We start from the raw sequence: 19,656 nt of genomic DNA, 5'->3' as shown, positions 1-19,656 counted from the left end.
GGTACTGCAGGGGGGACCCTGTGGGAGAGTAGGACGCCGCCGAACAAATTTTGAGAAGAACCCCCGCCGGATTACCGGCGGGGGTTCTTTGCGTTTACCGAGGAATTCTGCCCCTCAGTGCAGGACGTCGAGGGCGTTGTCGGCGTTGTTGACGAAGTAGACGGCGTCCTGGTCGAGGTCCAGTGCGAGGCCGAAGAGCGCGCCCGCGCCGGGCGGGGTGCCCTCGTTGTTGATCTGCTTGACCGCCACCTGATGGCCGGCCGGGGTGGTCTCGACGATGTTGCCGTCCCCGCCGTTGACGGTCAGGATGTCGCCGCGGGGCGTGAGGGCCAGCCCCAGCGGGCCGTTGAGGGCGCCGCCCGACGTGATGACCCGGCCGATTCCCGCGCTGTCCTGGCGGGTGAGCGCGTTCGGGATCGCGGTGATCCGGCTCAGCACCGTGTCGGCGACGAACAGCGTTCCGTCGTGGCCGAGGCCGACGCCGGTCGGGCCGACCACCAGGGCCGCCGGGTCGGTCCGTTCGGGGAAGCCCGAGCCGATCTCGGTGGTGGCGACCCGCTGTGGCAGGTCGTCCTTCTCGATGCACAGGGTGATCCGCAGGACGGTGCCCTGGTCGACCTGCGCGCCACCGCCGGCGACCGTGCCGTTGAGGACGTTGGTCACGAACAGGTCGCTCTGCTCGCCGGAGCTGACGGCGGTCAGGTCCCACGGCCCGTTGATGCCGTCCCCGGCGATGGTCTCGCGGACCGTGCCGTGCTTGTCGAGCACCAGCAGACAGCCGGCCTGCGCGGTGGCCGACGTTCCGTCGGCGGTGGGGAGGCTGCCGACCACGACCCAGCCGCCGGGCAGGACCGTCAGCGCCGTGGTGAGCCCGACCCCGCCGGGGCAGGGGCCGGGGAGGTGGGCCGGGTCGATGGTGGCGAACGTGGTACGGGTGCCGCCCGGGGTGATCTGCACCAGGGTGGTGCCGAGGCCCTGCAGGTTGGCCGAGTTGTTGAAGTTGCTGATCAGGACGTTGCCCCGGTGCAGGTCACCGATGCTCTCCTGGATGGTGAACGTGCCGTACGGGTTCACGTCGCCGTTCTCGGGGACGGTGGACGCGACGGTGGACACGGTGTTCAGCCGGTCCAGGAACGGCGGCGCTTTTGCCGCTCCTGCCGATCCTGCCGCTCCCGCCGGGGACGCGACGGCGGTCAGCGCGAGGGTCAGCGCGGCGGCGGCCAGCGTGCTCGAACATGCCCGAAGCTTCATGCGTACTGCCTTCTGGAAGGCGGGCCGGACCGATCGCGCCGACCCGCGGAAGTGCTTCGTGTACCCCCCGGATCGCCACGCTAGACAGCGGTCGGCGTCGACGCGCGACGGCATCGGCCAAATGCCGGTCACACCGGGCGGCGGCCATCGGCGGTGGGGGAGAGAAGCGGTGGGCAGGCGCCGCGGGCGCGGGTGGGATCATGGGGGATCCCGCAGAGGTGCCGGGTGGTGGAGCCGTGGGAGGGAACCGGGAGTGGAGCGTGGGCAGCGGGGAGACCGGAAGCCCCGGGTCGTGGTCGCGGAGGCCGAGCGGCTCCTCGCGTCCGCGCGGGTGGTGGTCGGCGACCACCGGGGGGCCGTGGACGAGGTGGGGCGGGCGGCGGCCGCTCTGCGGGGGCGGCTGGTGCGCGGTGAGCTGGACGCGATCCCGGTGGCCCGGCTGAAGGACGTGACGGACGGCCGGCTGCGGGTCGGTGCGCTGGAGGCCGCCGGCATCACGACCGTGGGGCAGGTGCGGGACGCCACGGTGTACTCGCTGCAACTGCTCCCGGGCATCGGCGCGCAGACGGCCGCGCAGACCCTCGCCGCCGCCGGGCAGATAGCCGCCGCGGCCGAGCGGACCGTGGCGGTGCGGCTGGACGTGGACGACCAGGACGCGCTGAGCACGGAGCTGGTCGTCGCACTGCACCGGTTGGTCGTCGCCGGGCCCGAGGCGACCCGCGCCGACGGGGTCGCACGGCGGGTCGTCGACGAGGTCGCCGCGCTCGTCGAGACGGCGCGACCGGCCCGGGGGTTCGTCCGCGGCCTGTTCGCCGGGCGGCGGCGCAGGCAGGAGGCGTTGCTCGCGGTCGACCGGCTGGACGAGCTGCTCGCCGAGTTCGAGGAGCAGGCCGTTCCGCTGCTGTTCGCCCAGGCGTCCGCGGACCTGCTGCGTCCGCCGGCCTCCGCGGTCGAGGCGTGGACGGACTTCGAGCACCGCTCGGCCGAGTTCTACGCCGTGCTCGCCGCGATCGGCGAGCCGGGCCCGTCCGAGGTCGACGCAGCCGAGGGGTTCCTGCCGGAGGAGCTGTCCGACCAGGTCCGGGCCGAGCCCCTGGACGTCAGCCGGTGCACGGTCTCGCTGCGCGGCTACCAGGCGTTCGGCGCCCGCTTCGCGCTCCGGCAGAAGCGGGTGATCCTCGGTGACGAGATGGGCCTCGGGAAGACCGTCCAGGCGATCGCCGCGATGGCGCACCTGCGGACGCGGGGGAGCACCCACTTCCTGGTCGTCTGTCCGGCGAGCGTCCTCATCAACTGGACCCGGGAGATCGAGTCGCGGAGCACCCTGCGGGCCTACCGGGTGCACGGGCAGGAGCGGGAGGCGGCCCTGGCCGAGTGGCTCGACGCGGGCGGCGTCGCGGTGGTGACCTTCGACGGCCTGCGCCGGCTGGAGGTGGCTCCGGACCGGGCCGTGGCCATGGTCGTGGTGGACGAGGCCCACTACGTCAAGAACCACGCGGCGCAGCGCTCGCAGGCGGTGGCCCGGTGGACCGACCGGGTCGAGCGGGTGCTCTTCCTCACCGGCACCCCGATGGAGAACCGGGTCGAGGAGTTCCGCAGTCTGGTGCACTACCTGCGGCCCGAGCTGCTGCCGACGATCCACAGCGGGTCGGCCGCCGCGGGGCCGAAGGCGTTCCGCAAGGCGGTCGCGCCGGCGTACCTGCGCCGCAACCAGCAGGACGTGCTCGCCGAGCTCCCCGAGGTCGTGCACGTCGACGAGTGGGAGGACCTCTCGCCGACCGACTTCGCGGCGTACCGGGCAGCCGTCGCCGAGGGCAACTTCATGGCCATGCGCCGCGCCGCGTACGCGGATCCCGCCGGGTCGGCGAAGCTGCAGAGGCTGCGGGAGATCGCCGAGGAGGCCGCCGCCAACGGGCGGAAGGTCGTCGTCTTCTCGTTCTTCCGCGAGGTGCTGGCCACCGTCGGGGACGCGCTGGGCGGGCGGGTGTTCGGTCCGATCGACGGCGGCGTTGCCGCGGAGCGGCGCCAGGACGTGGTGGACCAGTTCGCCGCGGTGCCGGGTCACGCGGTGCTGCTCGCCCAGATCCAGGCGGGCGGCGTGGGGCTGAACATCCAGGCGGCCTCGGTGGTGATCCTGTGCGAGCCGCAGGTGAAGCCGACCATGGAGAGTCAGGCCGTGGGCCGGGCCCACCGCATGGGGCAGCTCCGGCGGGTCCAGGTGCACCGGTTGCTCGCCGCCGACAGCGTCGACCAGCGGATGCTGGAGATCCTGCGGGCGAAGAGCCGGATCTTCGACGAGTACGCGCGGCGCAGCGAGGTGGCGGAGACGACGCCGGAGGCCGTGGACGTCTCGGAGCAGTCCCTGGCGGTGCGGATCGTGGAGGAGGAGCAGTTGCGCCTGGCCGCCGCCGCGCGAGACGCGACCGGGGGCGCCGCCGGAGGCTGATGCCCGTCGGCGCCCCGTACGGCGGCGGCGAGCGGCCGGTCCTCGTTCACCCGAACGGGCGGATTGTCAAGCCCGCACCGGATCCGGCCGTTCGGCAGTAGCCTCGGCGTTGGTGACGACGGCCGTGGAGGCGTGAATTGGGGGCGACGGTGGCCGAAGGGGAGTCCGCGGCCGGGGGTGACCGGGGCGACGGTCCGCTGCACGAGCGCGAGGCCGAGATCCGGTCGGCCCGGCAGGCGGTCACGGCGCTGACCCGGCCGGTCGCCGGTACGGCGCTCGGGGAACTGCTGGTCTTCACCGGCGCGGCCGGGCTGGGCAAGACCGCGGTGCTGACCGAGGTGCGACACGAGGCACGGCGCGCGGGTTGTGAGGTGCTGTTCGCCCGGGGCGGGGAGCGGCAGCGCCACGAGCCGTTCCGGGTGGTGCGCCAGCTGCTGCAGCCGGTGCTGGCGGCGCTGTCCGAGCGGGAGCGGGCGCAGGTGTTCGGGCCCTGGGAGGACATCGTCGGACCGGCGGTGGGGCTGCTGCCGCCCGGCGGGCAGCTCGATCCGCAGGGGGTGCGGGACGGGCTGGACTTCGTGCTCACCCGTCTCGTGCAGCGGCGCCCGCCGGTGGCCGTGATCGTCGACGACCTGCACTGGGCCGACCCGGAGTCGCTCGGCTGGCTGGCGAGCTTCGCGGTCGGCGCGCGGGAGCTGCCGGCCCTGCTGGTGCTCGCCTGCCGCGACGAGTTCCCCGACGACGCCCTGACGCTCCAGCGCGGTCTCCTCGCCCGGGCCGACCGGCGGCACGAACTGCGGCCGCTCCAGCCGGCGTCGGTCGCGCGGCTGGTCCGCGCCGCCCTCGGCGCGCAGGCGGAGGACGCCTTCTGCCGTCACGTCTGGGCGGTCACCGCCGGCAATCCGTACGAGACCACCGCCCTGCTGCGCGAGGTGGCCGACCAGCGGCTCGACCCCGTCGAGGAGAGCACCGTCCTGCTGCGCGAACTCGCGGCGGGGACCCGTGGAATGACGCTCCGCCACTGGCTGGAGAAGATCGGCCCGACGGCGATGCGGTTCGCCTGGGCGGCGTCCATGCTGGGCACCGACATCCGCCCGGAGCTCGCCGCCGTCATCTGCGCCCAGGGCCCGGAGACCGCCGCCGAGTCGGTCCGGGAGCTGCGCCGGCACGGGGTGCTGATCGGCGCGCCGGGTGGCCGGCTGGAGTTCGTCCACCCGCTGATCGCCGCCTCGGTGTACCAGTCGATGCCGCCCGCCACCCGTACCGGGATGCACGGGGTCGCCGCCGTCGAGACCGAGAACGCCGGTCTCGGCCTGCTGACGGCGTCCCGGCACCTGCTGGAGACCCTACCCGAAGGGGACGGGGACATCGTCCGCAAGCTGCGCCAGGCGGCCCGCGAGCACCTGGCCATCGGTGCGCCGGAGGCGGCCCAGCGCTGCCTGCGCCGCGCGATCAGCGAACCGCCCGCCGACCGGGACCGGGCCGAGGTGCTCTACGAACTCGGCTGCTCGGCGCTGCTCACCGACCCGGTGACCACGGTCAACCAGCTGCGGCTGGCACTCGCGGACCCGTACGGGCTGGGCCCCGATCTGCGGATCGACGCGATCTTCCGGCTCGCCCAGGCCCTCGCCCACAGCAACCGGCTGGGCGACGCCGCCGCGGTGTGCGCCGAGGCCGCCGAGCGCACGCTTCCCGGCCCGGGCCGGCTGCGCCTGGAGGTCGCCCACTTCATGTTCGCCGCGTTCCAGTCCGAGGACGAGGACGGTCCGGGACGCTCCCGCCGGCTCGCGGAGTTCGACCGGATGCTGGAGACGGTCGGGATGGCGTTCAGCGACGTCGGGGCGGACGGCCGGGACGCCGCCGCCACCGCCCATGCCGCCGGTCGTGGTGCCGGTGCGGACGGCGGGCGGCCCCCGGAGCGGAACCTGTTCGAACACAACGGCCTGGCCCACGCGGTGGCGGTGCTGCGCTGCTGGGACCTCACGCTGCGCGGCGTGGACCACGAGCAGGCGATCGCCCTGGCCGAGTCCGCGCTGCCGGGCGGGCGCCTTCCCCACAGCCTCGGCTGGACCAACACCGTCTGGGGCTTCGAGCTGCCCGGGATCCTCGGCATCAGCTACCTCTACGCCGACCGGGTCGACCGGGCGGAGGAACTGTTCACCGAGGCGGTCCGCGCGTACGAGGTGGCCGGCTGGAGCGGCGGCCACCTGGGCTTCGCCTACCTGCTGACCGGCATGCTCCGGTTCCGCTGCGGCGCGCTGGCGGAGGCGGAGGACTACCTGCGCCGGGCCCTGCGGCTCGCCGAACGGATGGGCCGGGGCGGCCCGTTGCACTGGGACACGGTCGGGGCGCTGGCCGAGACCCTGGCCGCGCGCGGCCGGGTGACCGAGGCGCTGGAGCTGGCCCGCGAGCACTCCTTCGGCCCGCCCTACCCGACGGTGATGGTGCTGCCCGACGCCCCCACCCTGTACGGCCGGCTGCTGCTGGCCCGGGGCGACGCGGCCGGCGCGGCCGAGACGCTGACCGCCGCCGGCGCGGCGCTGGACGCGCGCGGCTGGCGCAACACGGTGTGGGCGCCGTGGCTCGGGCACCTGGCGCGCGCGATCGCCCCCGAGCAGCCGGACCGGGCCCGCGAGCTCGCCGAGGAGGCGGTCCGCCGGGCCCGGGCGACCGGGACGGACTCCGCCGTCGGCAGCACGCTGCGGCTCTGTGCGGCGGTGCACGACCGGCCGCGCGCGGCCGAGCTGCTCGGGCAGGCCGTCCGGCACCTGGAGCGCTCGCCCGCCCGCTACGAGCACGCGCTGGCGCTGGTCGATCTGGGGGAGGCGCTGGGTGCCACGGCGGCGGCCCGTCGGGCGCTCGCCCGGGGGCTGGAGCTGGCGGCCCGTTGCGGCGCCGACGGCCTGGCGGCCCGCGCGGGGGCCCTCCTGCACGCGGGTGCGACGGGCTGAGCCGTACTGAGCCGTGTTGAGTCGCGCGGAGCCGCGCGCCGGGCCACCCCGGGTGCGCGGCGGAGGTGTCAGAGGAAGTAGAGGCGGTTCAGGGGGACGGCTTCGGCGGGCTCGGACCGCAGTGCGGTGCCGTCGAGGCTGACCGTGCCGTGGCGGGCGTCGACGAGGACCTCGCCGAGGCGGGCGTTGCGGACCAGATCGCGCGGGCCGATGCCCCGGGTGTGGCGGACGGCGACGCGCCGGCGGCGGGTGGTCATGGTGTCGTACGGGCGGGCTTGGCTGCCCGCTTCGGCGGCGGCGTGGCTGGTGAAGGCGACCGAGAGATCGGCGGGGGTGGCGCCGTGGGCCCCGAACAGCGGGCCCAGGACCAGGGGCTGGCAGGTCTCGGTGGCGGCGTTGGGGTCGCCGGTGACCCCGTAGGCGGGGAAGCCGGCCTTGAGGACCAGCTGCGGCTTGGCGCCGAAGGAGGCGGGCTGCCACAGCACGATGTCGGCGAGCTTGCCGATCTCGATCGAGCCGACCTCGTGCGAGAGCCCGTGGGCGATGGCCGGGTTGACGGTGAGCTTGGCGATGTAGCGCAGCACGCGCTGGTTGTCGTCGTCCCGGCCGTCGCCCTCCAGCGGGCCGCGTTCGGCCTTCATCTTGCCGGCCATGGCGAAGGTGCGGCGCACGGTCTCGCCGGCCCGGCCCATGCCCTGGGCGTCGGAGGAGGTGATGCCGATGGCCCCGAGGTCGTGCAGCACGTCCTCGGCGCCCATCGTGCCGGCCCGGATCCGGTCGCGGGCCATCGCGGCGTCGCCGGGCAGGTCGGTCTTGAGGCCGTGGACGGAGACGATCATGCCGTAGTGCTCGGCGACGGCGTCCCGGCCGAACGGCAGGGTGGGGTTGGTGGAGGAGCCGATGACGTTCGGCACGCCCGCCATCTTGAGCACGTTGGGGACGTGGCCGCCGCCGCAGCCCTCGATGTGGAAGGCGTGGATGGTCCGGCCCTCCAGGACGCGCAGGGTGTCCTCGACCGACAGGCACTCGTTCAACCCATCGGTGTGCAGCGCCACTTGGACGTCGTACTGCTCGGCCACCGACAGCGCGGTGTCCAGGGCGCGGGTGTGGGCGCCCATGTCCTCGTGCACCTTGAAGCCGCAGGCCCCGCCCTCCGCCAGGGCCTCGACGAGCGGGGCGGGGCGGGAGGAGGAGCCGCGCCCGAGGAAGCCGATGTTGACCGGCCAGGCGTCGAAGCTGTTGAAGGCGTGCCGCAGCGCCCAGGGGGAGTTGACGCCGACACCCCAGGCCGGTCCGAACTCCTGGCCGATGATCGTGGTGACGCCGGAGGCGAGCGAGGCCTCCATGATCCGCGGGGACATCAGGTGGACGTGGGTGTCGATGGCGCCGGCGGTGGCGATCAGGCCCTCACCGGAGACGATCGCCGTCCCGGTGCCGACGACCACGTCCACGCCGTCCAGGGTGTCGGGGTTGCCGGCCCGGCCGATCGAGGCGATCCGGCCCTCCCGGATGCCGATCGAGGTCTTGCGGATGCCCTGGACGGCGTCGATGACGAGCACGTTGCTGATGACGAGGTCGCAGGTGTCGCGGACGGCGGCGGCCTTGAGGTGCAGGCCGTCGCGGGCCGTCTTGCCGAAGCCGACCAGGAACTCGTCGCCCGGCCGCTGGGAGTCCGACTCGACGCGGACGACCAGCCCGCTGTCCCCGAGCCGGACCCGGTCCCCGGTGCGCGGGCCGTGCACGGCGGTGTACTCGGACGCCTCGATGCCGTTGCTCATGTCCGGTCCTCCTGTCGGTCGTCGTCGTTCGCGCCGGGGCAGCCCTGCTCGGCCGTCCCGAGGTAGCCCCGCTCGGCGGCCCGGCGCAGTGCCTCCTGCCGGACCGGCGGCGAGTCCAGCGGCCCGTCCACCAGCCCCGCGAAGCCGATCGCGACGCGTTCGCCGCCGATCGGCACCAGGCCGACCTCGACGGTGGCGCCCGGGTCGAAGCGCACCGAGGAGCCGGCCGGGACGGCCAGGTGGGTGCCGTAGGCGGCGGCGCGGTCGAAGGCCAGGCGCGGGTTGGCCTCGAAGAAGTGGAAGTGCGAGGTGACCGAGATCGGCACCCCGGAGGTGTTGCGGACCGCCAGGGTGAGCGTCGCGCTCGGCCCGGGATCGACGCGGTCGTCGAGGAGGACGGCGCCGGGTGCTGCCGGGCCGAGGCCCGCGCCGCCGAACGGGTCGGCGACGACGGCGAGCCGGGTGCCGTCCTCGAACACCGCCTCGACGTGGATCTCGGTGACCAGGTCCGGTACGGCGGGCAGCACGTCGGCGGGGGAGAGGACGGAGCGTCCGCGGGCCACGGCCTCGGCGAGCCGCAGGCCGTCCCGGGCGGCCTCGCAGACGGTGTCCGAGATGACCGCGGTCGCCTCGGGGACGTTGAGGCGCAGGCCGCGGGCGCGGCGGGCGCGGGCGAGTTCGGCGGCGGTGAAGATCAACAGCCGGTCGCGCTCGGTGGGGGTCAGCTGCACGGGGGTCCCTTCTCCCTCGGTGCCGGGTGGTGCGGTGCTCGGTGGTGCGCTGCTCGGTGGTGCGGTACCGAGCGGGCGGCGGGTCAGCCGGCGGGCTGGTCGTGGGTGGAGCAGTGGATGCCGCCGCCGCCGGAGGCGAGGGTGTCGATCTGCAGCGGGACGATCTCGCGCCCGGGGAACAGCTCCCGGAAGACCTCCTGGGCGTGGTCGTCGGCCCGGGGGTCGCCGAACAGCGGCAGGTAGACGCCCTTGTTGCCGACGTAGAAGTTCATGTAGGAGGAGACGAAGGCGTCGCCGCGGCCGGTGATCCGGTCCGGGTCGGGCTGCGCGACCTCGATGACCTTGAGCTTCTTGCCGGTGGCGTCGGTGGCCTCGGCGAGGACGGCGCGGGCCTGGTCGGCGGAGCGGGACCAGACGTCCGCCGGGGTGCCGGGGAAGGCCCGGTCCAGCAGGACGACGCCGGGGGCGGCGAAGCGGGCCAGACAGTCGACGTGGGCGTCGGTGATGTCCTTGCCCCTGACCCCCGCGAGCCAGACGATCTTGCTGAGGCCCAGCGCCCGCTTGAGCTCCGCCTCGACCTGGTCGCGGGTGCGGCCCGGGTTGCGGTTGTCGTTGACGATCGAGCTCTCGGTGATCAGCAGGGTGCCCTGGCCGTCGGTCTCGAAGGAGCCGCCCTCGGCGGTGAGCGCGGTCTCGATCCGCTCGGTCCCGTACTTTCCCAGGACGGTGCGCGCCACGCGGGCGTCGTTGCCGTGCTCCTGCTTGCGGCCCCAGCCGTTGAAGTTGAAGTCGACGCCCTTGACCTTGCCGCCCTCCTCCACGAAGACCGGCAGGGTGTCGCGGGCCCACAGGTCGTCGACCGGGACGCTGAGCAGCTCGACGTCCGTGCCGCAGGCGTTGCGGGCGGAGGCCTCCTGGCCGGGACGGACGAGCAGGACCACCGGCTCGCGCCCGCCGATGGCGCGGGCGACCGCGGCGATGTCCTTGCGGACGCCCGCGAGCTCGTTGCCCCAGACGTTCTCGGAGGCCGGCCAGGCCATGAAGGTCCGCTCGTGCTTCTCCCACTCGCCGCCGAGCCGTCGCCCCCGCTCGGGGGCGGGGACGGGGGCGGGGGCAGCCGTGGCGCCGGGATCGGCGGCCGTGGCGGAGGCGGACGGGGCCGCCGGGTCGGCCGGATCGGTCAGCTCGTCGATGCCGGGCAGGCAGGCGCTCGCGCCGAGGGCGACCAGGCCGGCGCCGGCGAGGGAACGCAGCACCGTGCGGCGCGCGAGGGGGGAGTGGGACACGGTGGCCTCCGGTGGGGCTCGGGGTGGATCGGTCCGGCGCGAAGGCGAGGGGCTCCGGGGGAGCGGTGCGCACGGGCGCCGGGCGGGCGGCGGGCGGACTCGCCCGGCATCGCCTGGACTGAACTGTCGCACTGACTGAAAAATCAGTCAAGCTCAGGGCCGGCGGGCGCCACGGACCCCGGCCATCGGGGCGCGTAGGGCGGAGAGCGCTCAGCCCTTGCGGCGGTAGCGGTCCAGCGAGACGGTGACCGGCCCGTCCGCTCCGGCGGCCGACAGCACCCGGACGACGGCGAGGTCCCGTCCGTCGGCGGAGCGGACGCAGAAGGCGCCGCGCGGCCCGAGGGCGCTGAACGGCACCTGCCGGGACGGGCGGGTCGCGAGCCCCTGGAGGCAGTCGGGGACGCCCAGGCCGGCGTCCCGGCCGATGAAGGCACCGGCGCTCTCCGGGACGAGGAACTCGCCCTCGCCGCGGCCGACGTACCAGGTGGCGCTGTCGGCCGGGACCACGGTGCCGGTGGAGAGGTCGAACTCGTAGCCGGAGTCCGCCGAGGTCAGCTCGGCCCCGCGGGAGAGGGCGGCGTAGTCGGCGGCCGGCCCCGTGGCGGCGGCCGGCGGGGTGGTGGCCGCGGGGGTGGGGGCCGAAGCGCCGGGCGTCGCGGCGGTGGGCGTCGGCCGGGCGGGGGCGGAGGATCCGCCGGGCACCGGGGTACGGGGAGCGGCGGAGCCGGGCACCGGGGCCTCGGCGGCCTCCACGGCGTCCAGGTCGTCGATCAGGAAGAGCGTCGCCGCGGCGCCGACGGCCAGGGCGACGCCGGCGGTCAGCGCCGTCCGCCCCAGGGCGCGTCTGCGACGGCCCGTCCCCCGGTCGGCGGTCGGCACGGCGGGCACCTCGGGCACCCCGGGCACGGCGGGCGCCGGCGGCGCCTGGGGCGCGGGTGCCAGGGTGGTGGCCGCGAGGAGGGTGGGCGTGGCCGCCGCCTCCCCGGCCGGTACCCGCGGCAGCTCGGCGTGCCGGGTTATCTGGCTGGTCAGCGGGTGCGGCAGCCAGTCCTCGCCGAACCGCAGCCGCCCGCCGACGGCCGGGTGGTCGCGGGCGGCGGCGATCACCTCGGCGGTGGTGGGCCGGTCCTCGGGCCGCTTGGCGAGGCAGCCCAGCAGCAGCGCGTGCAGCGACTGCGGCACCCGCTGGAGGTCCGGCTCCTCGTGCACGGCCCGGTAGAGCGCCGCCGCGTCCGGTCCGTCCCCGAACGGCGGGGCGCCGCCCGCGACGTGCACGGCGAGGGCGCCGAGCGCGTACACGTCGGTGGCCGGGCCGGCGGGCAGGCCCATCGCCTGTTCGGGCGCCATGTAGGCGGGCGATCCGATGCGCAGCCCGGTGCCGGTGAGAGCGGTGGCGTCGGCGGCCCGGGCGATGCCGAAGTCGATCACCCGGGGGCCGTCGGCGGCGATCAGCACATTGCCCGGCTTGAGGTCGCGGTGCACCACGCCGGTGTCGTGGATCGCCTGCAGCGCCTCGGCGATGCCGGCCGTCAGCAGCAGCACGGTCCGCTCGGGGAGCGGGCCGAAGTGCCGCACCACCTGCTGGAGGGACGGGCCCGGTACGTAGGTGGTGGCCAGCCACGGGGTGGCGTCGTCCACCCCGGCGTCGACCACCTGTGCGGTGTACAGCCCGTGGATGCGCCGGGCGCTGGCCACCTCCTGGGCGAAGCGGGCCCGGAACTCGGGGTCCCCGGCCAGCTCGGGCCGCACGACCTTGAGCGCCACCGGGCGGCCGCCCGGGGTGTACGAGAGGTAGACCCGGCCCATGCCGCCCGCGCCGAGCCGGGCGTAGAGCAGATGGCCGCCGACCTCGCGCGGGTCGTCCTGGCTCAGCCCCTGGAAGACCGGCTGGAGGGGGAAGGGGGATCGGTCGGCGGACATGCGGGCTGCCTCTCTCGGCGGTCACGGAGTGGGGCGCGCGCGGGGGCGGTCGGCCCGGAGGCGCGGGCGTGCGGGTGCGCGGCCTCGCAGAGTTTAGAGGTTTTGTCAGGATCGGCCGAATCCGGTCCCCCGGCGGCCGGATCCGCCCCGCCCGGCCCCGCGGAGCGCGCCCGGTCAGGCGCGCTCCAGCTCCGCCGCGACCGCCTCGCGCAGCAGGCGCCGGGCGTGCTCGACCGGCAGGGAGTCGCTGAGCCAGCGCACGCTCAGGCCCTCGACGAGCGCGGTCAGCCGCTCGGCCGCCGCCGCGTGCGCCGGGGCGGTGCCGCCCGGGTCGGCCCGGGCGAGCAGTTCGGCGATGTCGTGCACCCAGGTGTGGGTGGCCCGTGCGAGGTCCTCGCGCAGCTCCGGCTCGAACACCGCCGTCGCTCTCAACTCGCCCCAGGCGGTGCTGTTCTCCCGTACCTCCGCGGTGTCCTGGAGCTCCAGCAGCAGGACCTGTTCCAGGTCGGCGCGGGGGTCCTCGGTCCGGGGCGCGGACGCTTCCTCGGCGGTGTAGCGGTCGGCGCGGTCGCTGATGTGGTCCAGGGTCCGGCGCAGCAGGCCGGCCCGGTCGGTGAAGTGGTAGTAGATCAGCGAGGTGGACACTCCGGCCTCGGCCGCCAGCTCGCCCACGCGCAGTCCGCGCACCCCGCGGCGGGCGATCGCGCGGGTGGCGGCCTTGAGTATCTCTGTCCGACGGTCCGACATGGGCGTCCACCCTAGAGCTTCTCCGGTGGCCGGGGCCACTGTCCTGATGATCGTTTCAGTATCGCTTCCCGATCTGCTGCCCAAGTATTGACTGAATTTTCAGTTCGATGGAGGATGCGGGACAACTTCGGCCCGCGCACCGATCGCGCCGGGCCGGCCGGCCCCCAACGGAAGAGGTTTCCCGTGACGTACCGCATGCCCGCCGAGTGGACCGAGCACGAGGGCTGCCTGATGGCCTGGCCCGTGCGGCCGGACCTGTGGGGCGACACGCTCGACGAGGTCAAGCAGGAGTACGCGGCCGTCGCCCGCGCCGTCGCGGCGTTCGAGCCGGTCACCATGGTGGCGCCGCCCGGCCACGGCGAGGAGGCGCGCGCCCACTGCGGCGCCGCCGTCACCGTCGTCGAGCTCCCCCTCGACGACTCCTGGTTCCGCGACTCCGCGCCGATCTTCGTCCTGGACGCGGACGGCCGCCGCGCCGGCGTCGACTTCCGGTTCAACGCCTGGGGCCGCAAGCACCACCCCTGGGGCGCCGACGACCGGATCGGCGGCCTGCTGCTGGAGCACCTCGGCACCCCGGCGATCCGCTCCGAGATGATCCTCGAAGGCGGCGCGATCACCGTCGACGGCGAGGGCACCCTGATCACCACCGAGCAGTGCCTGCTGCACCCCAACCGCAACCCCGGGATGACCCGCGAGGAGATCGAGGCCGAGCTGAAGGCGCGCCTCGGCGTCACCAAGGTGATCTGGCTGCCCTACGGCGGCGCACTGGACAGCGAGACCGACGGGCACGTGGACGGCGTCTGCGCCTTCGTCGCGCCCGGCCGGGTCGTGGTGCAGCTCCCGGCCGATCCGGAGCACCCCGACTACCTGCGGATGCGGGCCAACCGGGCCGTGCTGGAGCACTCCACCGACGCGCACGGCCGGCCCTTCGAGATCGTCGACCTGCCGCAGTCGGCCTTCGTCGAGGTCGACGGCCACCGGGTGGAGGTCGGCTACCTGAACTTCTACCTCGCCAACGGCGGCGTCGTCGTCCCGGTCGCCGATCACCCCGAGGACGCCGGGGCGCTGGCCGTGCTGGCCGCCGCCCTCCCGGACCGCAAGGTCGTCGGCGTGCGCGCCCGGGTGATCGCCCACGGTGGCGGCGGCATCCACTGCATCACCCAGCAGCTCCCCGCCGCCGGCGCCTGAGCCCTCGCCGGCGAACGGAGAACACCCTCATGACTCCCCCCGCACCCGCGAGACGCCGCCCGCCGCGGCGCTGTCGCGCCCTGACCGCCGCCCTGCTCGCGTCGGCGGCCCTGGTGGCGTCCTGCGCCGGCCCGCCGCGCACCGACGCCGACCGCCCCCCGGTCCGGCTGTCCGTCGACACCCCGCCCGCGAAGGGCGAACTCGACTCCTTCAGCTGGGCCTCGTACGCCGAACCGCCCACCCTCGACTACCTCCAGGCCTTCGACTACCCGCAGAACACGGTGCTCGCCAACGTCTGCGAGAGCCTGATGCGCTGGACCCCCGGGCTCACCGTGGCCCCCGGTCTGGCCGAGCGGGCCACCAACCCCGACCCCCTCACCTGGGTCTACGACCTGCGCCCCGGCGTGCACTTCCACGACGGCTCGGTGATGACCGCCGAGGACGTCGTCTACAGCCTCGGCCGGCAGATGAACCCGGACAACGCGGCGGCCTGGGCCCAGGTGTTCCAGAACGTCGAGTCCGTCACCGGCACCGGCCCGCTCCAGGTCACCGTCAGGCTCAAGCAGCCCGACTCCCAGTTCCCGCAGTACATGGCCACCGCCGCCGGCACCGTCGCCGCCAAGGCCGGGGTCCAGGCCGAGGGCCGCGACTACGGCACCGGCGGCGGCCTGCACTGCACGGGCCCCTTCACCCTCGCTGCCTGGGCCAAGGGCCAGTCGATCGAACTCCGGCGCTTCGACGACTACTGGGGCAGCAGGGCCAAGGCCAAGAAGGTCGTCCTCCGCTTCCTCACCGACCCGTCCGCCCGCACCAACGCCCTGCTCACCGGCGACGTCGACGGCGGCTACCTGATCCCGACCGAGAGCTACGACCGGCTGCGGGCCGGCGGCTCCGGCACCCTGTACTTCGGCGAGGGCCTGAGCACCGTCAACCTCAACGTCACCAGCATGGACGGGCCGCTCGGCGACCTGCGGGTGCGCCGGGCGCTCTCGCTGGCCCTCGACCGCTCCGGCTTCGTCCGCACCGGCCTCGCCGGAGCCGGCACCGTCACCGGATCGCTCACCACCGGGGCCGCCTGGGCCGGCGCCCCCGAGTCCGTCCGGACGACGGCCTTCGCGCACCTCACCCCCACCACCCAGGACATCGACCGGGCCAAGTCCCTGGTCAAGGAGGCCGGCGCCGAGGGGGCCAGGATCACCGTCGCCACCAGCAGCATCGGCCAGGACGTCTCGCTGCTCGCCACCGCCGTGCAGGCCGCCGGCGCGCGGATCGGTCTGGACGTGCGGCTGCGCACGATCGCCCCGAACGCCTTCACCGCGCTGTTCACCGACCCCCAGGCCCGGGTCGGCCTGGACGCGTTCCCCGAGACCTACTACGACTCCATCACCGACCCGCTCGACCTGCTGGTCAACTTCAGGACCGGCGCCTACCAGAACTTCGCCGGCTTCAGCGACCAGCGCTACGACGACCTCGTCGACCGGGCCACCGCCGCCTACGACCCGGCCGAGCGCGGCGCGATCGAGGCCGAGCTCCAGCGGACCGCCTCCGAACAGCTGCTCTGGATCCCGGTCGCCGAGTGGCCCACCACCGTGTTCCTCAACAAGCGCATCACCGGCGCCCCCACCACCATCGCCTACCTCTACTACCCGTGGGCCGCCGACGTGGGGGCCGCCCAGTGAGCTTCCTGCGCTTCGCCGCCCGCCGGCTGGCCGGGATGGCCGCCACCCTGCTCGCCGCGTCCTTCGTGGTCTTCGGCGCGATGTACCTGGCGCCCGGCAGCCCGGCGAGCTTCCTGCTCTCCGGCCGCTCGGCCTCACCGGCCGCCCTCCGGGCGATCAACGAGCAGTACCACCTCGACGACCCCTTCCTGCTGCGCTACCTGCGCTGGCTCGGCCAGGTGCTCCAGGGCGACTTCGGACGCTCCCTCACCTACCGGACCGACGTCTCCACGCTGCTCGCCGACCGGCTGCCCGCCACCCTGACGCTGGTCGCGATGGCCCTGCTCGTGGTCGTCGTCATCGGCCTCGCGCTCGGCTGGATCGGCGCGGTGCGCGGCGGCGCCACCGACTCGGCGATCCTGCTCTCCACCACGCTCGCCGTCGGCACCCCCTCCTTCGTCGCGGCGGTCCTGCTGCAGGGCCTGTTCGCGGTCCAGCTGGGCTGGTTCCCCACCGGCGGCACCGGCGAGGGCTTCGGCGACCTGCTGTGGCACCTCACCCTGCCCGCGATCGCCCTCGCCCTGTACCTGATCGGCATGCTCGCCCGGGTCACCCGCTCGGCGATGCTGGACGCGATGGAGGGAGAGCACGTCACCGTCGCCCGCAGCCGCGGCGTGCCCGAACGCGAGGTGATCCGCCGCCATGTGTTCCGCAATTCGCTGGGCACCGTGCTGACCACCGGTGGACTGATCGTCTCCACCCTGCTGGTCTGCACGATCCTGGTGGAGTCCGCGTTCAGCGTCGGCGGAATCGGCCAGCTCCTCGAACTGGCCACCACCACCAAGGACTTCCCGACCGTCCAGGCCATCTCGCTGATCATCGTCGCCCTGTTCATGACCGTGAACCTGGTGGTCGACCTGCTGCAACCGCTGGTCGACCCCCGGGTCACCCTCGGAACGCGGAGGGCCGGGGCATGAGCGCCGTCCTCACCCGCAGGCCCGGCCTCGCCCGGCTCAGGGCCACCCGCGCGCCCCTCCACCTGGCCTGCCTCGGCATCGTCGCCCTGGTGGTGCTCGCCGCGCTGCTCGCCCCCTGGCTCGTACCGGACGACCCGAACGCCGCCGACCTCGGCGGCGCCCTGGCCGGCCCCTCGCCCGAGCACCCGCTCGGCCTCGACGCCGCCGGCCGCGACACCCTCGCCCGGCTGCTGCTCGGCGCCCGCACCTCCCTGCTCGGACCGCTCGGCGTGGTCGTCTTCTCCACCGTCGCGGGCGTCCTCGTGGGCCTCGCCGCCGGCTGGCGCGGCGGCCGGCTCGACGCCCTCCTCTCCCGGGGCACCGAACTGGTCTTCGCCTTCCCCGGCATGCTGCTCGCCATCCTGATCGTCTCCGTCTACGGGGAGGGCCTGCTCGCCCCCGTCACCGCCCTCGCGATCGCCTACCTTCCGTACGTCTCCCGGCTCACCCGCTCGCTGGTCGTCGCCGAAAGCGCCCGGCCGTACGTCGCCGCCCACCGCGTCCAGGGCCACTCCGGCGCGCAGATCTGCCTGCGGCACGTCCTGCCGAACATCGCCCCGACCGTCCTCGCCCAGTCCACCATCAACTTCGGATACGCCCTCATGGACCTCGCCGGCCTGTCCTTCCTCGGCCTCGGCGTCCCCGCGCTCACCCCCGACTGGGGACGCATGGTCTTCGACGGCCAGACCGCGATCCAGCACGGCTACCCGCTCTCCGCGATCCTGCCCTGCGTCCTGGTCGTGCTCACCGTCGTCGCCTTCAACGTCGTCGGCGAGCGCTGGGCCGACCGCGTCGCCCGGAGGACGCCATGACACCGGAGGAGCCCGTGAACGCCCTCGACATCCGGGGCCTGCGGCTGCGCCTGCCCGGCACCGCCCGCCCCGTCCTGGACGGCGTCGACCTCACGGTCGCCCCCGGCGAGACCGTCGCCCTGGTCGGCGAGTCCGGCTCCGGCAAGAGCCTCACCTCCCGCAGCGCCCTCGGCCTGCTGCCGCCCGGCGCCACCGCCGGGGGCAGCGTCCTGGTCGACGGCGAGGACGTCCTCGCCATGGGTCCCGACCGGCTGCGCGCCCTGCGCACCGGCCGGGCCGCGATGATCTTCCAGGACCCCCGCGCCGCCATCAACCCGCTGCGCCGCATCGGCGACTTCCTCACCGAGGGGGTCCGGCTCGGCGGCCGGACGGGCACGGCCGAGGCCGAGCGGCGCGCGGCCGAACTGCTGGACGCCGTCGGCCTCGGCCCGGAGCTGCTGCGCCGCCACCCCGGGCAGCTGTCCGGCGGCATGCTGCAACGCGTCATGATCGCCGCCGCGCTGATGGGCGACCCGGTCCTGCTGCTCGCCGACGAGCCCACCACCGCGCTCGACGTCACCAGCCAGGCCGAGGTCGTCGCGCTGCTCGGCCGGCTGCGCGAACGCTTCGGCACCGGGCTGCTGTTCGTCACCCACGACCTGGGCCTCGCCGCCGCGATCAGCGACCGCGTCCACGTCATGTACGCCGGGCGGATCGTCGAGAGCGGCCCCGCCGGGGCGCTGTTCGAGCACCCCCGCCACCCCTACACCGCGGCGCTGCTGGCCGCCACCCCCGCCCTGGACGCCCGGCCCGGCCGGCTCGCCGCGATCGAGGGTCAACCCCCGGACCTTCGGGAGGAGTTGACCGGCTGCGCGTTCGCCGCCCGCTGCTCGTTCGCGACCGATCTGTGCCGCGCGGAGAGCCCGGCGGCGCACCCGGTCGCCTGCCACCACCCGCTCGAAGGGAGCCGTACCGATGGCTGAGGCCGTACTGGAGGTCACCGGGCTGTGCCGCACCTTCGGCACCGTCCGGGCGGTGGACGACGTCTCCTTCACCCTCGCGGCCGGCGGATCGCTCGGCATCGTCGGCGAGTCGGGATCAGGCAAGACCACCACCGCCCGGATCGTCGTCGGCCTCGAACAGGCCGACACGGGAAGGGTCCTGGTCCGCGGGCGGGAGCGCGGCGGGCGGGCCCGGGGGAGGGGCGAACGCCTCGCCCGTGCCCGCGAGGTGCAGATGGTCTTCCAGGACCCGTACCTCTCGCTGGACCCGCGCACCAGCGTGGCGGCCGCGCTCCGGGAGACTTTGCGGCTGCACGCCCCCGGTACCGACCACGCGGCCCGGATCCGGGAACTCCTCGACCAGGTCGGCCTCGGCGGCAGGGCGGCCGAGGCGCTGCCCCGGCAGCTCTCCGGCGGCCAGCGCCAGCGCGTCGCCATCGCCCGGGCGCTCGCCGTCGAGCCGGCCGTGCTGGTGCTGGACGAGGCGGTGGCCGCGCTGGACGTGTCCGTACAGGCGCAGGTCCTCAACCTGCTCGCCGAGATCCGCGAACGGACCGGCGTCGGCTACCTGTTCATCACCCACGACCTCGGCGTTGTCCGCTGCGTCACCGACGACGTCGTCGTCATGCGGCACGGGCGGATCGTCGAGGCCGGTCCCACCGGGGAGGTGCTGGACGCCCCGCGGCACCCCTACACCCGGCTGTTGCTGGAGTCCGTCCCCCGGCCCGGCTGGGATCCCGAGCGGATCGCCGCCGCGCGCCGCGCCCTGTGAGGCCGCCCCCTGCCGGGGACGGCCGGGCCGTGGATTCCCCCCGAACGGCTGATGCGTGCCGCGCCGGGTCCCGCCCCGGTCGTCAGTAGCCTGCGGGAACCCCGCCCCACCGACCGGAAC

At 74.8% G+C, this 19,656-nt stretch carries 14 protein-coding genes; 8 read left to right on the top strand and 6 right to left on the bottom strand.

The genetic code is table 11. The annotated features are described in order from the left end of the window. Positions 1-114: 114 nt before the first annotated feature. Positions 115-1,251, bottom strand: a complete 1,137-nt coding sequence (locus ACFVVU_RS35410; protein WP_387793993.1) for a hypothetical protein — start codon at positions 1,249-1,251, stop codon at positions 115-117. Between the two features lie 253 nt (positions 1,252-1,504). Here ACFVVU_RS35410 and ACFVVU_RS35405 point away from each other — a divergent pair, with 253 nt between their 5' ends. Further along, positions 1,505-3,697 (top strand): DEAD/DEAH box helicase, encoded by a 2,193-nt coding sequence (locus tag ACFVVU_RS35405; RefSeq protein WP_387793992.1) that lies wholly within the window; start codon positions 1,505-1,507, stop codon positions 3,695-3,697. Between the two features lie 137 nt (positions 3,698-3,834). Further along, positions 3,835-6,648 (top strand): ATP-binding protein, encoded by a 2,814-nt coding sequence (locus ACFVVU_RS35400; protein ID WP_387793991.1) that lies wholly within the window; start codon positions 3,835-3,837, stop codon positions 6,646-6,648. Positions 6,649-6,716: 68 nt separating this feature from the next. On the opposite strand, the gene ACFVVU_RS35395 is transcribed toward ACFVVU_RS35400, so the two are convergent. The 5 genes from ACFVVU_RS35395 to ACFVVU_RS35375 all read right to left on the bottom strand — a co-directional run bounded on the left by ACFVVU_RS35395 (position 6,717) and on the right by ACFVVU_RS35375 (position 13,110). Beyond that, positions 6,717-8,426: an urease subunit alpha gene (locus ACFVVU_RS35395; protein ID WP_387793990.1), complete on the bottom strand. Its 1,710-nt coding sequence runs from the start codon at positions 8,424-8,426 to the stop codon at positions 6,717-6,719. Further along, entirely contained in the window at positions 8,423-9,157 is a 735-nt protein-coding gene (gene ureA / locus ACFVVU_RS35390; protein WP_387793989.1) for an urease subunit gamma, read from the bottom strand. The genes ACFVVU_RS35395 and ureA overlap by 4 nt, the downstream gene beginning before the upstream one ends. A gap of 83 nt (positions 9,158-9,240) precedes the next feature. Continuing rightward, positions 9,241-10,443 (bottom strand): agmatine/peptidylarginine deiminase, encoded by a 1,203-nt coding sequence (locus ACFVVU_RS35385; protein ID WP_387793988.1) that lies wholly within the window; start codon positions 10,441-10,443, stop codon positions 9,241-9,243. Between the two features lie 210 nt (positions 10,444-10,653). Beyond that, positions 10,654-12,363 (bottom strand): serine/threonine-protein kinase, encoded by a 1,710-nt coding sequence (locus tag ACFVVU_RS35380; protein ID WP_387793987.1) that lies wholly within the window; start codon positions 12,361-12,363, stop codon positions 10,654-10,656. Between the two features lie 174 nt (positions 12,364-12,537). Then, positions 12,538-13,110, bottom strand: coding sequence for a TetR/AcrR family transcriptional regulator (locus ACFVVU_RS35375; RefSeq protein WP_387793986.1), 573 nt, complete (start codon positions 13,108-13,110; stop codon positions 12,538-12,540). 183 nt (positions 13,111-13,293) lie between these two features. On the opposite strand from ACFVVU_RS35375, the gene ACFVVU_RS35370 reads away from it, so the two are divergent. The 6 genes from ACFVVU_RS35370 to ACFVVU_RS35345 are packed head-to-tail and all read left to right on the top strand — an operon-like array spanning position 13,294 to position 19,536. Next, on the top strand, positions 13,294-14,298 hold the full coding sequence (locus ACFVVU_RS35370) for an agmatine/peptidylarginine deiminase (protein ID WP_387793985.1): 1,005 nt from the start codon (positions 13,294-13,296) through the stop codon (positions 14,296-14,298). 29 nt (positions 14,299-14,327) lie between these two features. Further along, positions 14,328-15,977, top strand: coding sequence for an ABC transporter substrate-binding protein (locus ACFVVU_RS35365; protein ID WP_387793984.1), 1,650 nt, complete (start codon positions 14,328-14,330; stop codon positions 15,975-15,977). Beyond that, on the top strand, positions 15,974-16,933 hold the full coding sequence (locus tag ACFVVU_RS35360; RefSeq protein ID WP_387793983.1) for an ABC transporter permease: 960 nt from the start codon (positions 15,974-15,976) through the stop codon (positions 16,931-16,933). The genes ACFVVU_RS35365 and ACFVVU_RS35360 overlap by 4 nt, the downstream gene beginning before the upstream one ends. Continuing rightward, positions 16,930-17,784 carry an ABC transporter permease gene (locus ACFVVU_RS35355; RefSeq protein WP_387793982.1) on the top strand — a complete coding sequence of 285 codons (855 nt, stop codon included), beginning with the start codon at positions 16,930-16,932 and terminating at the stop codon, positions 17,782-17,784. Before ACFVVU_RS35360 ends, ACFVVU_RS35355 begins: the two co-directional genes overlap by 4 nt. Continuing rightward, positions 17,781-18,746, top strand: coding sequence for an ABC transporter ATP-binding protein (locus ACFVVU_RS35350; protein WP_387793981.1), 966 nt, complete (start codon positions 17,781-17,783; stop codon positions 18,744-18,746). Before ACFVVU_RS35355 ends, ACFVVU_RS35350 begins: the two co-directional genes overlap by 4 nt. Then, the gene (locus ACFVVU_RS35345) at positions 18,739-19,536 is read left to right on the top strand and encodes an ABC transporter ATP-binding protein (protein WP_387793980.1); all 798 of its coding nucleotides are present in this window, start codon (positions 18,739-18,741) and stop codon (positions 19,534-19,536) included. The genes ACFVVU_RS35350 and ACFVVU_RS35345 overlap by 8 nt, the downstream gene beginning before the upstream one ends. Positions 19,537-19,656: the final 120 nt, after the last annotated feature.

Origin of the sequence: Kitasatospora sp. NPDC057965 (genome assembly GCF_042887135.1) — a bacterium.
Lineage (GTDB): Bacteria > Actinomycetota > Actinomycetes > Streptomycetales > Streptomycetaceae > Kitasatospora.
The sequence above is the reverse complement of the archived record's forward strand: the minus strand, read 5'-3'. Positions and strand labels throughout refer to the sequence as shown.

Excerpts from the sequence above, each read along its gene's own strand:
- ACFVVU_RS35345 (WP_387793980.1), top strand. The coding sequence starts at position 18,739 with ATGGCTGAGGCCGTACTGGAGGTCACCGGGCTGTGCCGCACCTTCGGC.
- ACFVVU_RS35365 (WP_387793984.1), top strand. The coding sequence starts at position 14,328 with ATGACTCCCCCCGCACCCGCGAGACGCCGCCCGCCGCGGCGCTGTCGC.
- ACFVVU_RS35380 (WP_387793987.1), bottom strand. The coding sequence starts at position 12,363 with ATGTCCGCCGACCGATCCCCCTTCCCCCTCCAGCCGGTCTTCCAGGGG.
- ACFVVU_RS35395 (WP_387793990.1), bottom strand. The coding sequence starts at position 8,426 with ATGAGCAACGGCATCGAGGCGTCCGAGTACACCGCCGTGCACGGCCCG.
- ACFVVU_RS35350 (WP_387793981.1), top strand. The coding sequence starts at position 17,781 with ATGACACCGGAGGAGCCCGTGAACGCCCTCGACATCCGGGGCCTGCGG.
- ACFVVU_RS35355 (WP_387793982.1), top strand. The coding sequence starts at position 16,930 with ATGAGCGCCGTCCTCACCCGCAGGCCCGGCCTCGCCCGGCTCAGGGCC.
- ACFVVU_RS35375 (WP_387793986.1), bottom strand. The coding sequence starts at position 13,110 with ATGTCGGACCGTCGGACAGAGATACTCAAGGCCGCCACCCGCGCGATC.
- ACFVVU_RS35410 (WP_387793993.1), bottom strand. The coding sequence starts at position 1,251 with ATGAAGCTTCGGGCATGTTCGAGCACGCTGGCCGCCGCCGCGCTGACC.